Below are 20,735 nucleotides of genomic sequence, written 5' to 3'. Positions count from 1 at the left end.
TTTTAAATAAAAAAAAGTGTAATTTAAATTGGTGTAAAGTTGAAACTGGAGAATATAAAGGATGGGTTTTAAAAGAGAGTCTTTGGGGGTTAAATTAAAATGAAATATAAAATTAATGATCAAATTCCTGATAGTGAAGTTTTCCAATTAATTGATGGAAATCCAAAAAAATTTCAAATAAACCACTTTTTTAAAGATAATAAATCAATTCTATTGGGAATGCCTGGAGCATTTACATCTGTGTGCTCAAATAAGCACTTACCAAATTATAAAGACAACATTGATAAGATCAGATCCAAAGGTGTTGATAAAGTTTTTTGTATCAGTGTAAATGACCCATATGTTATGGATGCTTGGGCCAAAGTTTCAAAAGTTGAGAATGAGATAATAATGTTAGCAGATCCTTTTGGAGATTTTGCCAACAAATTAGGAGTATTAGTAAACAAGGATGCAAAAGGTTTGGGTATGAGATCCAGTCGTTATACGATGATTATTGAAAATAAAGTTATAAAATACGTAGCCATAGAAAAGGAAACAGGAATCTGTGACCTATCAGCTGCAGATAACGTTTTATCTAAGCTTTAGAGGTTTTTATTTTTGTTGTGAACAAACGTCTTTGATAACCGGCACATTAGCACAATCAGCACATTTAGTTAATTGAACTATGCATCCATCATCTAGAACTTTTACATCAACTTTTCTATCACACTTAGAGCATGTAGAAGAAATTGTTAGTCCACATTTTTTACAGTTATAGTTTTGTAATTCCATAAAACAAAAATAGTTGGTGTAGAAATATTTTCAAGAAAATATTGTGATAATGATAATTGTTTGCAAAAAAAATTTTTTTTATGGGATTATTTGATTTGAATAATAATCATTCTCAATGATTATTTTTTTGATTTGCTAGCCCACCATTTATCTAAAACAAAATACCAAACAGAGTTTGCGATAGGTTCAACTATAGCGTCAGTGAGAGCAATCATAAAAGAAACATCTGCAACTAACATTAAAACTGTAATTGCTATTGCAAAATGGCCAATCGTATAAACGATCGTTCTTAATATTGAGCCTCTGTTATTGCTGTATATTTCTTTACTTGCTTCAAATATACCTTTTGTAACTTCAACCATTTATTTAAAAGGACTTTCTAAAACACATGCTACTAAATGTATTCTAGATTGTTCTCCTCCATTAAAAAAATTATGATATTTGGTATTGTTTGTTATCCAAACTTTTCCATCAGCTGGTAAATGTTTTGCAACGTTCTCAATTACCATAGAACACCCTTGATTGGTAACTATTGGTACGTGTAATCTACATTCAGGGTCTTTATGCCAGCTGAGAGTTGACCTTGGTTCCTTTAGCAAAAGTCTTACTCTTCCAAGCTTAAATTTTTTACTTAAAGTTTCATAAACTTCTTTGAAATAAGTTTTTTCAAACTCTGGTAAAAGTTGCGTATATTTTGACTCATCTATATCAACGTCTCTTGAAACCTCTTTTCCACTTTCATCTGCAATAGTCCAGTACTTACCTCTAATTTTACTTCCATTAATCGAGTCCATATCGTTTGGTATCTGATTAAGTGGGATAGCACCAAAATGTGTAACACCAGGTGTATTAAATTTTTTATCTTTTAAAATTAATTTTAAGTCTTTCCTTAATCTATTTATGTCAAATTTGAGATCAGGGACCTCATAAAAGTCCTCAAAAGATACCTTAGATGTGTTAACTGCAGTTTCCATTTTATTAATTTAATTTAAGATCAAATCTGTCAGAATTCATGACTTTTGTCCATGCTGAAACAAAATCATTGATAAATTTATCAGATGAATCGTTGCATGCATAAACTTCTGCTAATGCTCTCAATTGAGAATTTGAGCCAAATATCAAGTCTACTCTTGTGCCATGCCATTTAACTTTATTTGTTTTCCTGTCTTTACCTTCAAATAACTGTTCTGAACTGTCAGTTTCTTTCCAAGTAGTATTCATATCTAAAAGATTTACGAAATAGTCATTAGTTAATGTTCCAGGTTTTTTTGTGAAAACACCATTTTTAGAGTTATCAAAGTTTGTATCAAGTACTCTCATTCCGCCTATCAAAACAGTCATCTCTGGTGCTGTAAGACCCATTAGCTGAGATTTATCAATTAATTTTTCCTCGGCCGAAACTTTAGTTTTTTCATCCTTATTGTAGTTTCTAAATCCATCAGCTTGTGGTTCCAATAAACCAAAAGAGTGAACATCGGTTTGCTCTTGAGTAGCATCGCCTCTTCCTGGAGAAAATGGAACTTCAATTTTCTTACCGGCCTTTTTAGCAGCCATCTCTATTCCAACGTTTCCACCAAGCACTATTAAATCTGCTAATGAAACTGATTTTTTCTTAGTGTTGAATTTGTTTTGGATTTTTTCAAGTGCACTAATTACTTTTATTGTCTTACCATTGTTATTAACTTCCCAGTTAATTTGTGGTTCTAATCTTATTCTAGCACCATTTGCTCCACCTCTTTTATCAGAACCTCTATAAGTTGAAGCAGATGCCCATGCGGTACTTACTAATTCAGATACTGATAGTTTTGATTTTGATATTTGAGATGCTAGATCTTTTATATCTTTTGCTTTTAGTTTGTATTTTGGTTTTTTTACAGGATCTTGCCAAATTAATTCTTCTTTTGGAACTTCGCTGCCTAAATAACATGCTCTTGGACCCATATCTCTATGAGTTAATTTAAACCATGCTCTTGCAAACGCATCTGCAAATTCTTCGGGATTGTTAAAGAAGTGTTTTGAAATCGGTCCATATGACGGGTCCATTCTTAGTGAAAGGTCAGTTGTTTGCATCATTGGTGGATGCATTTTGTTTTTGTCATGTGCGTCAGGAACCATCTTAATTTTTTGGCCATTCTGTTTAGGTGTCCATTGATGAGCTCCTGCAGGACTTTTTGTAAGTTCCCATTCGTGATTGAACAAACAATCAAAATAACCCATATCCCATTTAATCGGGGACTGAGTCCAAGCGCCTTCAATTCCACTACTTATAGTATCAACGCCTTTTCCTGATTTGTAATTACTATTCCAACCAGTTGCTTGATCTTGAATTCTTGATGCCTCTGGGTCCGGACCTTTGTGTGACTCTGATGCAGCTCCATGTGATTTTCCGAATGTATGACCTCCAGCAACTAAAGCAACAGTTTCATAGTCATTCATCGCCATTCTTCCAAAAGTTTCTCTAATATCATGAGCAGCAAGTAATGGATCAGGATTTGCATCTGGTCCTTGTGGATTTACATATATTAATCCCATGTGAGAAGCTCCAAGTGGTTGTTCTAAATCTCTTTTTCCACTATATCTTTCTACACCTAACATTTCTTTCTCGGATCCCCAGTAGATATCATCCTCTGGCTCCCAAATATCAACTCTTCCTGCTCCAAAACCAAAAGTTTTAAATCCCATTGACTCTAAAGCAACGTTTCCAACCAAAATAAATAAGTCAGCCCATGAAATTTGTTTTCCATATTTTTGTTTGATTGGCCATAATAATAATCTTGCTTTATCTAAATTTACATTATCCGGCCAAGCATTAAGAGGTGCAAAACGTTGATTGCCTGTTCCAGCACCACCTCTTCCATCGCCTGTTCTGTAAGTTCCAGCAGCATGCCAAGCTAGTCTGATAAAGAATGGTCCATAATGACCATAATCTGCTGGCCACCATTCTTGAGAGTCTGTCATTAATTTTTTAAGATCTTTTTTAAGTGCTTTGTAATTTAATTTTTTGAATTCTTTTGAATAGTTAAACTTCTTATCCATGGGATTAGTCAAATTGGAGTGTTGACTTAATATTTTTAAGTTTAAACTATTTGGCCAAAAGTCTCTGTTTGTTTGACCTCTTCCAGCTGAAAATTTTGCTGATGTACCTGCCCCAGTAAATGGACATTTGCTTAATTCATTTGATTTGAAGTTTCCGTCTTTAAATTCAGTGCTCATTCAATCTCCTTTATTAATTTATAATTATTCTAAATAAATTTGTCAACAATTTAGAACTATTATAATGTAGAATTTTGATTATTATTCTGCGTCTTCGACTTTTACTAAGACTTCAACAGACTTAATTTTTTTGCCAGGAATTCTTGTATTGATTTTAACTGGCTCTACATCTGCATCATCTATGTCTATTAAGTCTTTTTGATTTTCATCATAAAAGTGGTGGTGATGCGACGTATTGGTATCAAAATAGCTTTGATCAGAATTTATCGGTATTTCTTTTAAGTAACCTTTCTTTTTAAAAGCATGGACCGTGTTGTAAACTGTTGCTAAAGAAATTTTATCGTTTGTTGCTTTACTAATTTTTTTAACCAAATCATTTATTGTAAAATGAAAAGTCTTTTCAGTATTAAATAAGATTTCACAAATTTTAATTCTTTGTTTGGTAGGTCTTAAGCCAGAGCTTCTTAATTTATCAATATAATGGCTATTATTAAGCATTGTTATTTATAATAATTCTAAACTAAACCTATATTATATTTAGTTTAAATCAAGTATTAAGGTTATCAAAAAATGAAAAAAAACTCATACACATATGAGGATTTAATTAGTTGCGGAAATGGAGATCTTTTTGGACCAGGTAACGCAAAACTTCCCTTACCACCTATGCTAATGTTTGACAGGATCACTGAAATTAGCGAGAATAAGGGAACGTTTAGTAAAGGATTAATAATTGCTGAACTAGACATTAAAGATAGTCTTTGGTTTTTTGATTGTCACTTTAAAAAAGATCCGGTGATGCCAGGGTGCTTAGGTTTAGATGCGATGTGGCAGTTAGTTGGATTTTATTTAGGTTGGCTTGGAAATCCAGGAAGAGGAAGGGCTTTGGGAGTAAACACCGTAAAGTTTACTGGCGAAGTTCTAAAAAATGTTAAAAAAGCAATTTATGAAATAAATATGAAAAAAATTCTTAAAAAAGAAGGAGCAACTGTTGGTTTGGCTAATGGTATACTATTAGCTGATGGAAAACAAATTTATACAACAGAAAATTTAAAAGTAGGTTTATTCAAATAATGAAAAGAGTTGTTGTAACTGGAATTGGAGTAGTTTCTTGTTTAGGAAACAATCAAGATGAAGTCTATCAGTCTCTATTAAATTCTAAATCAGGAATTTCTTTTTCTGATGAATACAAGGAGTACAATCTAAAAAGCCACATACATGGAAAACCAAAAATTAATCTTGAAGACCACGTTGATAGAAAATTTATAAGGTTTATGGGACCTGGCTCAGCTTATAATTATATATCAATGGCAGAGGCAGTTAAAGACTCTGGTTTAGAAGATAAAGATGTAAGCAATATATCAACAGGAATGATAATGGGTTCAGGAGGACCATCAATTGAAAATGTAATTTTAGCAGCTGACAAAACTAGAGCAAAAAGTCCGAAGAGAATGGGCCCATTTGTAGTGCCAAGAACTATGTCAAGCACTGCTTCTGCAACGTTGGCAGTTCCATTTAAAATTAAAGGCGTTAATTATACTATAAGTTCAGCATGTGCAACTAGCGGACACTGTATCGGTAATGCGATGGAATTAATTCAGTTAGGTAAACAAAAAATTATTTTTGCTGGTGGAAGTGACGAAGTTCATTTTGCTATGACCGCTATGTTTGATGCAATGACTGCGTTATCTTCAAAGTATAATGACACACCAGAAAAGGCTTCGAGACCTTATGACAAAACTAGAGATGGGTTTGTAATAGCTGGTGGTGGCGGAGTATTAGTTTTAGAGGAATATGAACATGCAAAAGCAAGAGGAGCAAGAATTTATGCAGAATTAACTGGTTATGGAGCTACCTCTGATGGTTATGATATGGTTGCACCATCTGGTGAGGGAGCTGTTAGATGTATGAAAATGGCTTTAAGCACTGCAAAAAATAAAATTGATTACATAAATACACATGGAACATCTACGCCTGTTGGTGATATTACTGAACTAAAAGCTGTTGGTGAAACTTTTAAAGATTATAAACCAAAAATTAGTTCCACAAAATCATTGGCTGGTCACTCATTGGGGGCCACTTCAGTTCATGAAGCAATTTACAGTTTAATAATGATGAAAAATAGTTTTATAGCTGCGTCTGCAAATATTACTGATATGGATGATGAGGCTAAAAAATATCCGATAGTTACCAAAGTTGAAAAAGATGTTAATTTAAACTCTGTAATGTCCAATAGTTTTGGTTTTGGTGGAACTAACGCAACACTAGTTTTTGAAAAGGTTTAATTATGGATCTAATGAAAGGAAAAAAAGGGCTGATTATGGGTGTTGCAAATGAAAGATCTATTGCGTGGGGAATTTCACAAAAATTAGCAGAAGCAGGCGCGGAATTAGCATTCACATACCTTGGGGATGCTCTTAAAAAAAGAGTTATACCTTTAGCAGAAAAATTAAATTCTAAAGTTACATTTAGTTGCGATGTTGAAAAAAAAGAAGAAGTAGTAAAATTATTTGAAGATATAAAAAAACAATGGGGTCAAATTGATTTTGTTGTTCATGCAGTAGCATTTTCTGATAAATCAGAATTATCAGGTGAGTATCTCAACACAACAAGAGAGAATTTTTTAAGAAGTATGTTAATTTCATGTTTTTCATTTACAGAAGTTGCAAAGGAAGCCTCTAAAATAATGAAAGATGGGGGAAGTATGCTTACTTTAACCTATGAGTCTACGAAGGCAATTCCAAATTACAATGTTATGGGTGTTTGTAAATCTGCATTAGAGGCTAGTGTAAAATATCTTGCAAGAGATTTAGGTTCAAAGAAAATAAGGGTTAATGCAATTAGTGCTGGTCCGATTAAAACACTCGCTGCATCTGCAATTGGTGATGCAAAGTTCCTATACAAGTGGAATGAAGATCATTCTTTTTTGAAAAGAAACGTTGATATTCATGATGTAGGAAATTCAGCCTTATATTTATTAAGTGATCTTGGTGGGGGTGTGACTGGTGAAATTCATTATGTGGACGCTGGTTATAATAAAGTCGGAATGCCTGATCCAAAAAATATGTCATAAATTATGGTAGAAATACTTCTATCAATTTTTGTTTTACTAGTTGTTTTGATGTATTTATTCAGACCAACTTCCAAAAATGAAAAAGATCATTTCAATGACAAAAATAATTGGAGGGGTGGATTTTAATATTTTTTAAAATTATCATCAATCTTAGTGATTAGAATTTTTTCATATTTTATTTATAAAACGATTTTTTATGCAGATAAATTTTTTTTTATAATTACTAAAAAAAGATTTTTGACATGGTTTAGATACTTTTTTGAAAACGACTCATACCAAAAAGTTTTAATTCTAAATGAAAACATTAAATTTTTTACTCCAAATAATCTCATAGATTGGAGAGTAAAAAAATATTTTAGCAAAGAACCAGAAACTTTGGAATGGATTGACAATTTTGAAAAGAAAGATGACTTGATATTTTGGGATATTGGAGCCAATATTGGTTTATACTCAATTTATAATGCATTAAAAAATAAATCATCCATTACTTACGCATTTGAACCTTCAAGTTCAAATTTAAGAGTTTTAACTAGAAATATATCAATTAACAATTTAGAAAACAAAATAAAAGTTATTTCAATGCCTCTAACGTCAACAGATAAAGATTTTCAAATTATGAAAGAGAGGGAATTTGTTGAAGGTGGTGCGATGAACTCTTTTGGGGTAGATTTTGATTTTGAAGGTAAAAAGTTTGAACCTGAAATGAAATATAACTTATTAGGCACATCAGTAAATTATCTTATAGAAAACCAAATTTTGGAAATACCCGATTATATTAAAATCGATGTAGATGGAATTGAACATTTAATTTTAAAGGGAAGTAACAAGTATCTTAAAAGTGAGAAAATCAAAAGTTTATCTATAGAAATAAACGAAAATTTTGTTGAACAATATGAAGAGGTTTTAAAGATTATGAAAGAAAACAACTTTAAAATTCTCCACAAAAAAAATAATGAAAATAATTTTTCAAAGGATAGCAAATTTAATAAAACTTATAATTATGTATTTGTTAGGTAATTTTTAACTTTTTTTATTATTCAATATAAAGATTTATGTTTAGAGATTTTCTTGTTAGATTTTTTTGAAATTCTGAAACATCATGCCAAGATTTATCGTTTTTAATAAATCCTACAAGCTTATTTTCTTCAAATTTTGATTTATAAAATATTTCATAATTGTCATAAAACTCTTTAAAATTTTCTTTTTCTAGATATTTACTTTCCCAAGTATCAAGGTTTAATTTTGAGTCTTCTTTTTTAGAGTAAAAATTTGTTCCCAAATTCTCATATGATTCATTGAGTGGGAAATATATCATCAGAGATAATAATTTGTTTTCTGTGTCACAATGGGGTGGAATAAAACAATCCTTCTTGATAATTGAAAACTCAAATCCTAATCTTATTGAGTTATAATTTATTAATTTAAGAATTTTTTTATAAAATTTATTGTAAAAACTTATTGAATGTCTTTTATTAAAATAATAATTCTTAAAATTAGATCTGTCTTTAATTTTTTTTAACTCTGGTTTAATTACTTGAATTAAAGAATTTAGTAAATCCTTACTATTAAATTGATTATAAAATTCACCCCAAATATTATTTTTTATAAATTTATAAAATTCATCTTGCTTGTTGTTTAGAAAGATTTTTTTTCCATTTTTGTGAATACCTACAAACTCTTTTTCCTCCGGGAAATTTTCTTTTAATTTTTGGTAAAGTGAATTTTCTAAAAAATTATTTTTCTCAAATATGCAAAAAGGCTCATAAACAATTTTATCATACTTATTTAATTCATCTGGTAAGTATATTTGCATTTAGATTTTTTAAAAAATAATCTGTTTAACTAAATTTTAGGCAACCGCTTGTTTGATTGACAGTTTGACCTTTCCTCTGTCAAAACCAATAACTTTTACTTTTACTTCGTCACCTTCTTTTACAACATCTGTTACTTTAGCCACCCTTTTGTCTGCAAGCTCTGAAATATGCACAAGACCATCTTGTTTTCCTAAGAAATTTACAAAGGCTCCGAATTCCATAATCTTCATAACTTTACCATTATAAATTTTGTTAAGTTCAGCTTTTGCTGTTAAGTCTTTTATCATTTGCATAGCTATGTTTCTAGAATCTTCATCCGGTGCTGCTACTGTGACTACTCCTTCATCATTGACATCTACTTTTGCTCCAGATTTTTCAACAATTTCTCTAATTGTGGCTCCGCCCTTACCAATAACAGTTGCTATATCTTTTTTATCAACTGTTATTTTTTCCATTTTTGGAGTGTGTTTACCAACACCACTTCTTGATTTTGCTAAAGCTTTATTCATCTCTCCTAAAATATGAACTCTACCATCTTTAGCCTGGTTTAATGCTTGCTCCATAATTTCAAAAGTAATACCTGTAATTTTTATATCCATTTGAAGAGAAGTAATTCCATCTTTAGTTCCTGCCACTTTAAAGTCCATATCACCCAAATGATCTTCATCTCCAAGAATATCTGAAAGTACGCTAAAATCGTCTCCTTCTTTTATAAGTCCCATGGCTATCCCAGCAACAGGTTCCTTAATTGGAACTCCTGCATCCATTAAAGCTAGAGATGAACCACAAACTGTTGCCATTGAAGAGGATCCATTCGACTCGGTAATTTCAGAAACTATTCTAAAAGTATATGGAAAGTTTTCTTTAGAGGGTAATGAAGAATTGATAGCTCTCCATGCTAATTTTCCATGGCCTATTTCTCTTCTTCCAGTTCCAATTCTTCCTGTTTCTCCAACTGAAAATGGGGGGAAATTATAGTGAAGCATGAATCTTTCTCTTTTAAGACCATCTAAACTTTCAATTCTTTGTTCATCATCTGAAGTTCCTAAAGTTGTTGTGACAATAGCTTGTGTTTCTCCTCTGGTAAATAATGCAGATCCATGAACTCTTGGAAGTATTCCAACCTCACACATTATTGGCCTCACATCTGCAAGTCCTCTTCCATCAATTCTGTTTTTATTTTTTAAAATATCAGTTCTTACAATTCCTTTTTCAATATCTTTAAGCTCGTGCATAACATCTAACTCTGTAAAGTTTTCATCCTCTTCATAAAGTTTTTTTGCTTTCTCTGTAACCTCAGATATTAAATTTGATCTCTCTTGTTTGTCTTTAATTGAGAAGGCTTTTTTCAAGTCCTTAGTAAATTCGCCTTCAAGTTTTTTCTTTACAGATGACAAATCTTTTTTCTCAACAACCCAGTCAGGTTTTTTACATTCCTTAGCTAGGTCCTCGATCATTTTGATTACAGGCACAAATCCTTCATGACCAAATTTTACTGCATCTAACATTTGTTGTTCTGTTAATCCACTAGCCTCTGACTCTACCATTAGAACAGCATCTTTTGTGCCTGCTACGACTAAATCTAACTTTGAATTTTCTAGTTCTGTTTTGGATGGATTTAAAACATATTTTCCCTCGATAAAACCAACTCTAGATGCACCAACAGGACCCATAAAAGGCATTCCAGAAATTGCAAGAGCGGCTGATGAGGCAATGATTGATAAAATATCAGCTTCATTTTCTTTATCATAAGAAATAACTGTAGGTAATACTTGTACTTCATTTTTGAATTCATCTGGAAACAAAGGTCTTATTGGTCTGTCAATTAATCTAGAGATAAGAGTTTCGCTCTCTGTAGGTCTTGCTTCCCTTTTAAAATATCCTCCAGGTATTTTACCTGCAGCATAATATTTTTCTTGATAATTTACGGATAAAGGGAAGTAATCCACATCTGGATTAACTTTTTTCGCACCTACGGCTGTCGCCAAAACTACAGTCTCACCACAAGTAGCAATTATTGCTCCATCTGCTTGACGTGCAACCTTTCCTGTTTCAAGGGTGACTTTCTTTCCCCCTAAATCTATTTCTTTTTTAAAAACTTTAAACATTTATTTCCTTAAATTTAATTTGGTTAATATATTTTTATAAGCATCAGATTTATTTTTCTTAAGATAGTCTAATAACTTCTTTCTTCTATTGACTGCTTTTAATAGTCCCACAGATGAGTGTTTATCTTTTTTAAATTTCTTCATGTGAGCTGACAAATTTTCTATTTTATCAGTTAGAAAAGCAATTTGCGCTTCTGATGATCCGGTATCCTTTTCATGTAAAGCAACTTCTTTTAATTTTTTGTTCATTTTATTCCTATTTATTTGTTTGTTTAATTAAATTCTCAATTTTCTCAGCATAGTCGAAAGACTCATCTTTAACAAATAGAAGTTTTGGTAAAAACTTCATATTAATTTTTTTTGATAAAGTCTTTCTTATTACAAAAGAAAATTCCTTAAGACTTTCTACGGTTTCATCGGAATTTATTCCACCAAGAGGTAAAACAAAAGTTTTTGCAGTTTTAAGATCTGGGCTCATTCTAACTTCAGTTACTGTAATTCCTTTGGTTTGCACATTTGGAAGTTTTGCTTCATCCTTTAAAAATATCATACTTAAAGCTTGCTTAATCATTTCACCAACTCTTAGCTGTCTTTGAGTCACTGGTTTCCCTAATTTCCCCATTATACTGATCTCTCTGTTGTTTTTGAGTTGTACGCTTCAATAATATCTCTCTTTTGAAAATCATTAAAATTTTTAAGGGTTATCCCACATTCAAGGCCCTCTGTAACTTGTTTTGTTTGATTTTTTTCCCTAAAAATTGATCCTATTTTTCCCGTAAAAACAACCGTTCCATCTCTAATAACTCTTGCTAGAGAATCTTGACTTATTTCACCCATGGTTACTTTTGAACCAGCAACTTTACCAACTTTTGATACTTTAAAAATCTCTAAAATTTCAGCAGAACCAGTTATACTTTCTTCTACATCGGGTGATAATAGACCTGACATCTTGATTTTCACGAAGTCAATTAATTCATAGATAATATTAAATGAAGATATCTTTACTGCGCTTTGCTCAGCGATTTTTTTTGCTTCTTTACTAGGCTTTACATTAAAAGCAATTAAAACAGCATTTGAAGCTTTTGCTAAATTAACGTCTGTTTCAGTAACCATTCCAACATCTGATAAAATTATTTTTGGTTTTACCTCATCATGTTTTATCAAATTGACTGCATTTTTTATCGCTTCAGATGAACCATGAACATCTGATTTTATAATAATATTCAACTCTTCACTAGTTTGGTCTTTAAAAGCAGAGTCTTGGGTTATAAGAGATACTTGACCCTTTTTCGATTGTGCTTCATTTATTCTTGCTTCACTTAAAACTTTAGCCTCTTTATCTGTGTCCAAAACTAGAAAATCGTCTCCAGATTTTGAGGCTCCACTTATGCCTAATATTTCTACGGGAGTTGATGGTAATGCTTCGTCGACAGACTTTCCGTTATCATCAATTATTGCTCTTACTTTCCCCCATTGTGGTCCACATACAAAATGGTCTCCTTTTTTTAATTTTCCAGATGTTACAATTATATTTGCAATTGGACCTCTCCCGATATCGATTTTTGATTCTAAAACAATACCTGTAGCCTTGTTGTCGTAATCTGTTTTCAAATCTAAAAGTTCAGCTTGCAAGGTTATGGTCTCTAAAAGTTTATCAATATTCTTTTTTGTTTTTGCTGAAATTTCTACCATAAGAGTATCTCCTGACAAATCTTCAGAAATTAACTCATATTCGAGTAACTGGTTTTTTACCTTTTTCGGGTCAGCATCTGGTAGATCACATTTATTGATTGCGACAACGATTGGGACCTTTGCAGCTTTAGCATGTTTGATTGACTCAATAGTCTGGGGTTTCACTCCATCATTTGCGGCAACAACTAAAACAACAATATCAGTTAACTTCGAACCTCTTGCCCTCATTTCTGTAAATGCAGCATGACCAGGCGTATCAATAAAAGTAATTTTTTCATTGTTATGAATTATTTGATATGCGCCAACATGCTGAGTTATTCCGCCATGTTCTCCTGAGACAACATTCGTTTTTCTTAATACATCTAAGACAGAGGTTTTTCCATGATCTACATGACCCATAACAGTTATAATTGGAGGTCGATTTTGAAGGTTTTCAGATTTTGTCTGTTTTATTTTGCTAACTATTTCCTCTGCTTTTTTTTCCATTAAAGGAATATGTCCAAATTCTTTAACTAGGTACTCAGCAGTATCAGAGTCGATAGTATGATTTATTGTTACAGTAACACCCATTCCCATTAAATGTTTTATAATACTAGATGACTGTTCTGCCATTCTGTTTGCTAGATCTCTTATTGTTATAAGTTCTGGTATACTGACTTCTCTTTTCACATTTTTTGAATTTTCGTCATTATTCAAATTTTTATTTTCTCTAAGTTCTTTTTCTCTCGCTCTCTTAATAGAAGCTAAACTTCGTGACCTAAATTCTATATCTTCACTCAATGCTCGGGACACAGTTAATTTAAGCTCTCTTTTTTTAGTTGAAAATTTATTCTTATTATCTTTATCTTTGGTATCATTATTAATTTTTTTAGTCGCTCTTTGTTCTGCAAGTTTTCTTCTTTCATAATCACTTATTTTTGAGGGAAAAGATGTTTTTGCTGTTTTGTGAGGGAATGACGGCTTGCCTGAAAAAGATTTTTTTGGAAACTTCGAAGATCCAGGATTGTATTTACTAAATGGTTTAGAGAATTTCTTCTCTGTAACAGCCTTCTTTTTTCTATCGTTTGTTAGTCCCCGATTATCATATAAGTTTTTTCTGGGCTTTCCTGAAATGGTTAATTTTGTTTTTTTTGTTTCCATCTTCTCTCATTTCTAGTTTTTATAAACTTTGTTTCGTGCTGTCATGATTAAATCATCTGCCTCTTTTTTAGAAAGAGCAAAGTCCTCTAAATAACCTTTGATTTTTATTCTCTCTCCTTTGATAATATCATAACCACCTATTAATTCATCTGAAGCTAGGTCTGCAAAATCATTTAAAGATAAAATTTTTTGTTCTCCAAGGGTTAACAACATTCCTGGGGTAAGTCCTTCGTGTTTTGTTAAATCAACTTGAATTCCTAAATCTTTAATCTTTCGTTGAATTTCTTCTTGATCTTTTTTGAAGAATTCTTTTGCTCGCTGAACTAATTCTTTGGCTGTTTCTTCCTCAATACCCTCGATCTTAGCTAAATTATCTATATCGCAATCTTTTATTTCCTCAATTGTTGAAAAACCCTCCGCTACAAGCAACTGTCCCAATGTTTCATCTACTTCAAGATTTTTCATTAAATTATCTGTTTTTTCTTTAAATTCTATTTGTCTCCTTTCAGATTCTTCTTTATCAGTCATAATATTTATTTCGTAGTTCAAAAGCTTTGTTGCAAGTCTTACATTTTGTCCTCTTCTACCAATAGCCTTACTCAAATTTTCTTCTGTCAAAATAACGTCCATTTTTTTCTGTTCTGAATCCACTATTACTTTTTGAACTTCTGCTGGAGATAATGCGTTTGACACAACTAAGGCAGGATCTTCTGACCAATTAACAATATCAATTTTTTCACCTTGAAGTTCATTAACAACCGCTTGGACTCTGCTCCCTCTCATTCCTACACAAGCTCCAACAGGATCAAGTGACGTATCTACAGCTTGAACACAAATCTTAGCTCTACTCCCAGGATCTCTGGCTGATGATTTAATTTCAATAAGACCATCATAAATCTCAGGCACTTCTTGTATAAACAGTTTTTCCATAAACTTTGGATGTGCTCTTGAAAGGAAGATTTGTTGTCCCCTTTGCTCACGTCTTACATCATAACAATAAGCTTTTACTCTATCTCCCGCCTTGATATTTTCTCTTGGTATCATTTCATTTTTTTGAATTATTGCCTCTGTTCTTCCAAGGTCAACAATAACATTCCCAAATTCCAAGCGTTTTACAATTCCACTTAAAATACTATCTTTTTTGTCTATAAAATCATTAAATTGTCTTTCTCTTTCTGCTTCTCTAACGTTAAAACTTATTACTTGTTTTGCGGTTTGTGCAGCAATTCTCCCGAAATCAAATGATGGTAGTGGCTGTAAAACTTCATCTCCAATTTTTTTTTCACCATATTTTTTGGCATCTTTTACACTTATCTCAGTGTTAGTGTTTTCTGGTATTTCAACAACAATTAGTTTTCTAAAGAGTTCAATATCACCACTATCTCTATTAATAGAAACCTTTATTTCGTTATCATTTCCAAATTTTGACTTTGCCGCTTTAGCTATTCCTGTTTCCATGGAATTTATTATTAAATCTTTGTCAATAGATTTTTCTAAAGCAACTGCTTCAGCAATTCTAAGTAATTCTAATTTGTCAGCTCTTTTATTAAGCATTTTTTCTCCAAAAAAAAATGGGCCGAAGCCCATTTTGAAATTTCAACAATGTTAGGAAATATATAGTTTTTTTTTTCTATTTTTTCAACTCTTACTTAGAAAATATTGAAGATTTGTCTGTTTTTTCCCAAGAAAAAGAACCATCTTTTTCAGGTTCTCTACCAAAATGCCCATAAGCTGCCGATTTTTCATAGATTGGTTTATTCAAACCTAACATCTCTCTTATACCTCTTGGACTAAGGTCAAAATTCTTACTTATTAAATCTTCAACGTGTTTATTCTTTTCCTCATCATTATCAAATAAATCAACGTAGATTGATAATGGTTTTGAAACACCAATTGCATAAGCAAGTTGTATTAAACATTTATCTGCAATCTTGGACGCAACAACATTTTTTGCTAAATACCTTGAAGCATATGCTGCACTTCTATCAACTTTTGTTGGATCTTTTCCTGAAAAAGCACCTCCACCATGGGGAGCTGCCCCACCATACGTGTCAACAATTATTTTTCTTCCTGTTAAGCCGCTATCACCATCGGGTCCTCCAATTACAAAATTTCCTGTTGGATTTATATAAATTTCCTTTTCATCTAAATTATTAAGAAGATTTTTTGGTATAGATTTTTCAATGTATGGCATTACTAACTTTCTAACTTGAGCTTGATCAACATCTGCAGAATGTTGGGTAGATATGACTACAGACTTAACATTTGTAGGTTTGCCATCTTTATATTCAATGGTTATCTGGCTTTTAGAGTCTGGCTCAATATTTTTTAATTTTCCAGATTTTCTATCTGCGGCCATCAATCTTAAAATCTTGTGAGAATAATGAATAGGTGCAGGCATTAAAACATCTGTTTCATTACATGCATAGCCAAACATAATCCCTTGATCCCCAGCTCCCTCATCTTTATTGCCAGATGAGTCAACACCCATTGCTATGTCTGCTGATTGAGCGTGAAGATGGCTTTCAATTTTAGTTGCTTCTTTCCATGTAAAACCATCCTGATCATATCCAATATCTTTAATGCAGTGTCTTACTTTTTCTATCAAATCATTCTTTTTAATTTCTGGACCTCTAACTTCTCCTGCAAGTACTACCTTATTTGTTGTTGTCAAAGTCTCACAGGCTACTCTTGACTGAGGCTCAGCACCTAAATACGTATCTACAACCATGTCAGAGATTCTATCGCAAACTTTGTCTGGATGACCTTCGGAGACGGATTCACTGGTAAATAAATAATTTTTTTTCATTGTCTCTCCCTTTTTTTTAATAAAAAAATAACCGTAATATAAAAAATAAGGAAATAAAAGAAAATCTTATTTCCATAAGAACTAAAGATTGTTTTTGATCCTTTTTTATAAGAATCAATTTCTATTACTCCCTTTTGAGTTGATTCAATCTTTTTTATAATTTGTCCTTTACTATCAATATAGGCTGAAGTCCCATTATTAGCTGATCTGATTATATTTTTTCCCTCTTCTATAGATCTAAAAATAGAATGAAAAAAATGTTGATCTATACCAATCGACTCTCCAAACCATCCGTCTTCTGAAATATTAATGATAAAATCATAATTTTCAGGGTCTTTAAAAAGACTTCCTGAATAAATTATTTCATAACAAATAAGAGGAAGGAATTTTGTATCGTCCACGTTTATTAAATCTCTCTCACTTGCAGAACTAAAAGATTGGTATCCTTGAGTAATTTTTTTAAAACCATAATTCTTTAAAAAATTTTCAAACGGCAAGTACTCACCAAAAGGAACGAGTTTATTCTTATCGTAGACACTTATCAATTTTAAATCGTTATCAAGTAGGGCCATTGAATTAAAGATTTCTGTTTCTTTATATCTAGTGATACCAACTATAATTTTATGGTTACTCCGAAAATAATTTTTAAATATTGAAGAGTAATTTTGAATTTCGTTAAGATTGATTGAGGGAAGTATTCCCTCTGGATAAATATAAACCGCATCTCTATTGTCAATATTTCCTAATTCTGCCAAGTCTTTTATTACTAAAGAGGGATCTGTACCATCAAAAAATCTTTTTAAATCAATTTTAGGAGAAATAATTTTTACAATAAACTTCATTGGCTTGTTTGGTGTATTATTGTGTTTATTTAAAATTAAGTTACCAAAAATTAAGTTTGATATTATTAAAGTTACTACAAATAAAACAGTTAATAATTTTGCTCTTGAAGATTCGTCAAATAAAATGACCACAGGTACCAAAAAAATAGTCAGAACTATCAAGTTAAAAGAATATGTTCCAACGTATGACAAGATTTGTATAAATTGATTTATTTCAACTAAACTAAAAGAGATTAAGTTCCAGGGAAAACCTCCAAGCACGTGACCCCTAAAATATTCTATGAATGAAAATACTAAGGCAAATAAGAAAATACTCTCAATTTTTTTTTTGGGTTTAAAATAAGAAAAAATTAGAAAAGATGCTCCATAAAAAACTCCAAGAAAAAGAGGAATTATTGTAATCGCAAATGGAATTAAAGGTTTGAATACTTCTTCTACAGTCAATGAGTTTGCAATCCAATAAATATTTGAAATAAAATACGCAAAACCAAATATCCATCCATAAACGAAAGATGAGAAATTTTTTTTAATTTTAAAACTTAAATAGAAAAAAAGTAATAATGGGAAAGAAATGAAATTAAGATAAAAGAAATTGTACGGCGGTAAACTAAATGTAGAAATTAAACCACAAATAAATGGTAATAAATAAAAGGGAATATTCTTGAAATAATTTCTTGTCAATTTTAATTTACTCTTTTTAAAATGTCTTGCTCTTTTCTTAACATTTGTTTGTAATCTTTTAATTTTGTATGATTATAACCGAGTAAGTGAAGAAGACCGTGGATCCACATTTTATCAAATTCAATATTAAAGTTAGTTTTTTTTGATCTTAAATTTATAATCTCATAGCAAATGGCTATATCTCCTTTGTAATTTTCATTAAAATGACTTCTTATGGGAAAAGACAAAACATCAGTTTCTTTATTTTTTTTTCGAAATTTTTTATTAAGTTTCTTTATGACGATTTTATTAGTTAATAATAATGTGAAATGAAAATTTTTTTTTTTGAACGATTTTATTGTGGAAAGTTTTTTTATTTTTTTTTTAAAATAAAGATTTGGATTTTTAATTTTTGTTCTCCACTTTAAGGAATCAACAACTATTTCAGCTTTAATCATTAATCTTTATTTTGATCAGAGTAAGCCTTCACTATTTTAGAAACTAATGGGTGTCTTACAACATCTGAGTGGTCAAAATCTACTACGGAAATTTCATTTAAATGTCCAAGTAGTTTTTTCGACTTATTCAATCCTGAAAGAGATTTATTTGGTAAGTCAATTTGCGACGGATCACCATTAATCACAATTTTAGAATTCTCTCCAATCCTAGTTAAAAACATTTTGATTTGTGTATCAGTTGCGTTTTGTGCTTCATCTAAAATTGCAAATGAATTTTTTAGTGTTCTTCCTCTCATAAATGCTAATGGGGCTATTTCAATATCACCTATTTCAATTCTTTTTTGAATCTTCTCGAAATCTAACAAGTCATAGAGTGAGTCATATAAAGGTCTTAGATAAGGATCTACTTTTTCTCTCATATCTCCAGGTAGAAAACCCAATCTTTCACCCGCCTCTACCGCTGGTCTTGATAAAATTATTCTTTCAATCTTTTTATCCAGCAACATAGTTAAAGCAACAGCAACTGCCAAAAAAGTTTTTCCTGTTCCCGCGGGACCGCATGAAATAATAATATCACTCTCTCTGAGTGCTCTTACATAATTTTTTTGTTTCTCTGATCTTGGAATAACTGATTTTTTTGGAGTTTTTATAATGTATTCAATTTTTTTATCTGTTTTTTCGTCAATCATAAATTTATTAATTGAGGAAATTATATCTTTTTTTTCAATCGTTCCATTTAAAATTAACTGATCTGTAAGGAAAATTATAGCATTTTTGACTAATTCATTTTTCGTGTTAGTACTTTTAACTAATATTGAATTTCCCCTAGAGTATATTTTTGTCTCTGTTATTTTTTCTAATTCCTTTAAGTTGTTGTTAAATTCGCCCACTACACCCATTAATATTTCATTATTATTAAATATGATGCTTAATGTATCGTTGTCGGAATAGACGAACTTAAGATCTTTATTTAATTTGTTTAATAAAGGATTATTCAAGATTAAGCAGCCTTCATATCTGAGTTGGTGTCTATTTTACCAAATAAATTGTTTTGGTTTACTTTGTCAATTTTTACTTTTACATTCTTCCCTACCAGCCTTTCATTTCCATCAAATATCACACCATTTAAATACTCATTTCTGCCAAAATACATTTGATTCTTTTTCATTTTATTTTCGACAAGTACTTCAATTTTTTTTCCCAAGAAAGATTCATTGTGTTTTAATTGATATTGAAAAAGAATTTTTTGAACTTTTATAAGTCTTTCTTTTGCAACTTCATTATCAATTAAATCTAAATTAGATGCAGGTGTTCCAGGTCTGGGGCTAAATATAAATGAATAGGAATTTATGAATTTAATTTTATTTAAAAAATTTAATGTATCCTTAAAATCTGCATCAGTTTCTCCTGGGTGACCAATGATGAAATCACTTGAAAATTCAATTTTTGGATTTATCTTTTTTAGTTTTTCATAGATATTAAAATATTTTTCAACTTTGTGGCCCCTGTTCATCAATTTTAAAACTTTGTTTGAACCACTTTGAATTGGTAAATGAACAAATGGTTGTAATTTTTTTGAGCTTGAATAACAGTCAATTAAATCATCGGTCATGTCTCTTGGATGTGACGTAGTATACCTAATTCTCTTTATTTCTGTAAACTTTTCTAACTCATTTATTAAATCTGACAATCTGTATTCTTTTGTTTTACACTTGAATGAATATGCATTTACATTTTGTCCAAGTAAAATTATTTCTTTTGCTCCACTTTTAACTAAATCCTGTGCTTCTAAAATAATTTTTTCAAAAGGTCTTGAGTATTCAGAGCCACGTGTGTAAGGAACTACACAAAAACTACAAAACTTATCACATCCTTCTTGAATTGTGAGAAATGATGAAATTTTACTAGATGTATTCTTAATTTTATCTAAATAATCAAACTTATCTTCAGTTTCAAATTCTGTAAGTTCTTTCCGAATTTTTTTATAATTTGAGATTAATGAATTTATTTGGTGATAGGATTGAGGACCTATAACTATATCAATATAAGGTTCCCTTTTTAACATTTCCTCATTTTCTGCTTGAGCAACACAACCCGCAACAATAAATAGTGGTTTTTTTTTATTTCTAAAAATTTTTTTAACCCTACCGACTTCGTG

The 20,735-nt window shown here is 31.0% G+C and carries 22 protein-coding genes; 6 read left to right on the top strand and 16 right to left on the bottom strand.

Annotated elements, in window-relative coordinates:
• Both AMN84_RS02245 and AMN84_RS02240 read left to right on the top strand, forming a co-directional pair.
• Positions 1–98, top strand: a 98-nt coding sequence (locus AMN84_RS02245) for an SH3 domain-containing protein (RefSeq protein ID WP_256998146.1), incomplete at its 5' end; no start/stop codon positions are given.
• A 1-nt stretch (position 99) separates the two neighbouring features.
• Positions 100–585: a peroxiredoxin family protein gene (locus tag AMN84_RS02240; protein ID WP_075483011.1), complete on the top strand. Its 486-nt coding sequence runs from the start codon at positions 100–102 to the stop codon at positions 583–585.
• Between the two features lie 6 nt (positions 586–591).
• Here the strand turns inward: AMN84_RS02240 and AMN84_RS02235 are convergent, their stop codons facing one another.
• The 5 genes from AMN84_RS02235 to AMN84_RS02215 form a co-directional block, all read right to left on the bottom strand.
• Positions 592–771 (bottom strand): hypothetical protein, encoded by a 180-nt coding sequence (locus AMN84_RS02235; RefSeq protein WP_075483009.1) that lies wholly within the window; start codon positions 769–771, stop codon positions 592–594.
• Between the two features lie 119 nt (positions 772–890).
• Entirely contained in the window at positions 891–1,133 is a 243-nt protein-coding gene (locus AMN84_RS02230) for a DUF2061 domain-containing protein (protein ID WP_075483007.1), read from the bottom strand.
• Positions 1,134–1,745, bottom strand: a complete 612-nt coding sequence (locus AMN84_RS02225) for an aspartyl/asparaginyl beta-hydroxylase domain-containing protein (protein WP_075483005.1) — start codon at positions 1,743–1,745, stop codon at positions 1,134–1,136.
• A gap of 4 nt (positions 1,746–1,749) precedes the next feature.
• Positions 1,750–3,984 carry a catalase/peroxidase HPI gene (katG, locus tag AMN84_RS02220; protein WP_075483003.1) on the bottom strand — a complete coding sequence of 745 codons (2,235 nt, stop codon included), beginning with the start codon at positions 3,982–3,984 and terminating at the stop codon, positions 1,750–1,752.
• An 81-nt stretch (positions 3,985–4,065) separates the two neighbouring features.
• Positions 4,066–4,482 (bottom strand): Fur family transcriptional regulator, encoded by a 417-nt coding sequence (locus AMN84_RS02215; protein WP_075483001.1) that lies wholly within the window; start codon positions 4,480–4,482, stop codon positions 4,066–4,068.
• A gap of 72 nt (positions 4,483–4,554) precedes the next feature.
• Between AMN84_RS02215 and fabA the strand changes: the two genes are divergently transcribed.
• From fabA to AMN84_RS02195, 4 genes are all read left to right on the top strand, one after another.
• The gene (gene fabA, locus AMN84_RS02210) at positions 4,555–5,055 is read left to right on the top strand and encodes a bifunctional 3-hydroxydecanoyl-ACP dehydratase/trans-2-decenoyl-ACP isomerase (RefSeq protein ID WP_075482998.1); all 501 of its coding nucleotides are present in this window, start codon (positions 4,555–4,557) and stop codon (positions 5,053–5,055) included.
• On the top strand, positions 5,055–6,266 hold the full coding sequence (gene fabB / locus AMN84_RS02205; protein ID WP_075482996.1) for a beta-ketoacyl-ACP synthase I: 1,212 nt from the start codon (positions 5,055–5,057) through the stop codon (positions 6,264–6,266). The genes fabA and fabB overlap by 1 nt, the downstream gene beginning before the upstream one ends.
• A gap of 2 nt (positions 6,267–6,268) precedes the next feature.
• The gene (locus tag AMN84_RS02200) at positions 6,269–7,054 is read left to right on the top strand and encodes an enoyl-ACP reductase FabI (RefSeq protein ID WP_075482994.1); all 786 of its coding nucleotides are present in this window, start codon (positions 6,269–6,271) and stop codon (positions 7,052–7,054) included.
• A gap of 153 nt (positions 7,055–7,207) precedes the next feature.
• Positions 7,208–8,071: an FkbM family methyltransferase gene (locus AMN84_RS02195; protein ID WP_075482991.1), complete on the top strand. Its 864-nt coding sequence runs from the start codon at positions 7,208–7,210 to the stop codon at positions 8,069–8,071.
• A 16-nt stretch (positions 8,072–8,087) separates the two neighbouring features.
• Here the strand turns inward: AMN84_RS02195 and AMN84_RS02190 are convergent, their stop codons facing one another.
• The 11 genes from AMN84_RS02190 to miaB all read right to left on the bottom strand — a co-directional run.
• Positions 8,088–8,867 (bottom strand): hypothetical protein, encoded by a 780-nt coding sequence (locus tag AMN84_RS02190; protein ID WP_075482989.1) that lies wholly within the window; start codon positions 8,865–8,867, stop codon positions 8,088–8,090.
• Between the two features lie 36 nt (positions 8,868–8,903).
• Positions 8,904–10,976 carry a polyribonucleotide nucleotidyltransferase gene (pnp, locus tag AMN84_RS02185; protein WP_075482987.1) on the bottom strand — a complete coding sequence of 691 codons (2,073 nt, stop codon included), beginning with the start codon at positions 10,974–10,976 and terminating at the stop codon, positions 8,904–8,906.
• Entirely contained in the window at positions 10,977–11,225 is a 249-nt protein-coding gene (gene rpsO, locus AMN84_RS02180) for a 30S ribosomal protein S15 (RefSeq protein ID WP_075482985.1), read from the bottom strand.
• A gap of 7 nt (positions 11,226–11,232) precedes the next feature.
• Entirely contained in the window at positions 11,233–11,598 is a 366-nt protein-coding gene (gene rbfA, locus AMN84_RS02175) for a 30S ribosome-binding factor RbfA (protein WP_075482983.1), read from the bottom strand.
• A complete protein-coding gene (gene infB, locus AMN84_RS02170; protein WP_075482980.1) occupies positions 11,598–13,808 on the bottom strand; it encodes a translation initiation factor IF-2 in 2,211 nt (736 codons plus the stop codon). Before infB ends, rbfA begins: the two co-directional genes overlap by 1 nt.
• A 12-nt stretch (positions 13,809–13,820) precedes the next feature.
• Positions 13,821–15,362: a transcription termination factor NusA gene (gene nusA / locus AMN84_RS02165; RefSeq protein WP_075483013.1), complete on the bottom strand. Its 1,542-nt coding sequence runs from the start codon at positions 15,360–15,362 to the stop codon at positions 13,821–13,823.
• A gap of 91 nt (positions 15,363–15,453) precedes the next feature.
• Positions 15,454–16,617: a methionine adenosyltransferase gene (metK, locus tag AMN84_RS02160; protein ID WP_075482978.1), complete on the bottom strand. Its 1,164-nt coding sequence runs from the start codon at positions 16,615–16,617 to the stop codon at positions 15,454–15,456.
• Positions 16,614–18,140, bottom strand: a complete 1,527-nt coding sequence (lnt, locus tag AMN84_RS02155; protein WP_075482976.1) for an apolipoprotein N-acyltransferase — start codon at positions 18,138–18,140, stop codon at positions 16,614–16,616. The genes metK and lnt overlap by 4 nt, the downstream gene beginning before the upstream one ends.
• A 2-nt stretch (positions 18,141–18,142) precedes the next feature.
• The gene (ybeY, locus tag AMN84_RS02150; protein ID WP_075482974.1) at positions 18,143–18,577 is read right to left on the bottom strand and encodes an rRNA maturation RNase YbeY; all 435 of its coding nucleotides are present in this window, start codon (positions 18,575–18,577) and stop codon (positions 18,143–18,145) included.
• A complete protein-coding gene (locus AMN84_RS02145; RefSeq protein WP_075482972.1) occupies positions 18,577–19,575 on the bottom strand; it encodes a PhoH family protein in 999 nt (332 codons plus the stop codon). The genes ybeY and AMN84_RS02145 overlap by 1 nt, the downstream gene beginning before the upstream one ends.
• Before the next feature lie 2 nt (positions 19,576–19,577).
• Positions 19,578–20,735: tRNA (N6-isopentenyl adenosine(37)-C2)-methylthiotransferase MiaB (gene miaB / locus AMN84_RS02140; RefSeq protein ID WP_075482970.1), on the bottom strand; the 1,158-nt coding region annotated here is incomplete at its 5' end.

This window comes from Candidatus Pelagibacter communis, from assembly GCF_001180105.1.
Taxonomy (GTDB): domain Bacteria; phylum Pseudomonadota; class Alphaproteobacteria; order Pelagibacterales; family Pelagibacteraceae; genus Pelagibacter; species Pelagibacter ubique_K.
The sequence above is the reverse complement of the archived record's forward strand: the minus strand, read 5'-3'. Positions and strand labels throughout refer to the sequence as shown.

What these genes read in the sequence shown, in the direction of transcription:
- ybeY (WP_075482974.1), bottom strand. Translation starts at nt 18,577, where the DNA reads ATGATTAAAGCTGAAATAGTTGTTGATTCCTTAAAGTGGAGAACAAAA.
- rpsO (WP_075482985.1), bottom strand. Translation starts at nt 11,225, where the DNA reads ATGAACAAAAAATTAAAAGAAGTTGCTTTACATGAAAAGGATACCGGA.
- AMN84_RS02235 (WP_075483009.1), bottom strand. Translation starts at nt 771, where the DNA reads ATGGAATTACAAAACTATAACTGTAAAAAATGTGGACTAACAATTTCT.
- AMN84_RS02230 (WP_075483007.1), bottom strand. Translation starts at nt 1,133, where the DNA reads ATGGTTGAAGTTACAAAAGGTATATTTGAAGCAAGTAAAGAAATATAC.
- AMN84_RS02190 (WP_075482989.1), bottom strand. Translation starts at nt 8,867, where the DNA reads ATGCAAATATACTTACCAGATGAATTAAATAAGTATGATAAAATTGTT.
- infB (WP_075482980.1), bottom strand. Translation starts at nt 13,808, where the DNA reads ATGGAAACAAAAAAAACAAAATTAACCATTTCAGGAAAGCCCAGAAAA.
- metK (WP_075482978.1), bottom strand. Translation starts at nt 16,617, where the DNA reads ATGAAAAAAAATTATTTATTTACCAGTGAATCCGTCTCCGAAGGTCAT.
- fabB (WP_075482996.1), top strand. Translation starts at nt 5,055, where the DNA reads ATGAAAAGAGTTGTTGTAACTGGAATTGGAGTAGTTTCTTGTTTAGGA.
- rbfA (WP_075482983.1), bottom strand. Translation starts at nt 11,598, where the DNA reads ATGGGGAAATTAGGGAAACCAGTGACTCAAAGACAGCTAAGAGTTGGT.
- AMN84_RS02225 (WP_075483005.1), bottom strand. Translation starts at nt 1,745, where the DNA reads ATGGAAACTGCAGTTAACACATCTAAGGTATCTTTTGAGGACTTTTAT.
- AMN84_RS02200 (WP_075482994.1), top strand. Translation starts at nt 6,269, where the DNA reads ATGGATCTAATGAAAGGAAAAAAAGGGCTGATTATGGGTGTTGCAAAT.
- AMN84_RS02240 (WP_075483011.1), top strand. Translation starts at nt 100, where the DNA reads ATGAAATATAAAATTAATGATCAAATTCCTGATAGTGAAGTTTTCCAA.
- nusA (WP_075483013.1), bottom strand. Translation starts at nt 15,362, where the DNA reads ATGCTTAATAAAAGAGCTGACAAATTAGAATTACTTAGAATTGCTGAA.
- pnp (WP_075482987.1), bottom strand. Translation starts at nt 10,976, where the DNA reads ATGTTTAAAGTTTTTAAAAAAGAAATAGATTTAGGGGGAAAGAAAGTC.
- AMN84_RS02215 (WP_075483001.1), bottom strand. Translation starts at nt 4,482, where the DNA reads ATGCTTAATAATAGCCATTATATTGATAAATTAAGAAGCTCTGGCTTA.
- fabA (WP_075482998.1), top strand. Translation starts at nt 4,555, where the DNA reads ATGAAAAAAAACTCATACACATATGAGGATTTAATTAGTTGCGGAAAT.
- katG (WP_075483003.1), bottom strand. Translation starts at nt 3,984, where the DNA reads ATGAGCACTGAATTTAAAGACGGAAACTTCAAATCAAATGAATTAAGC.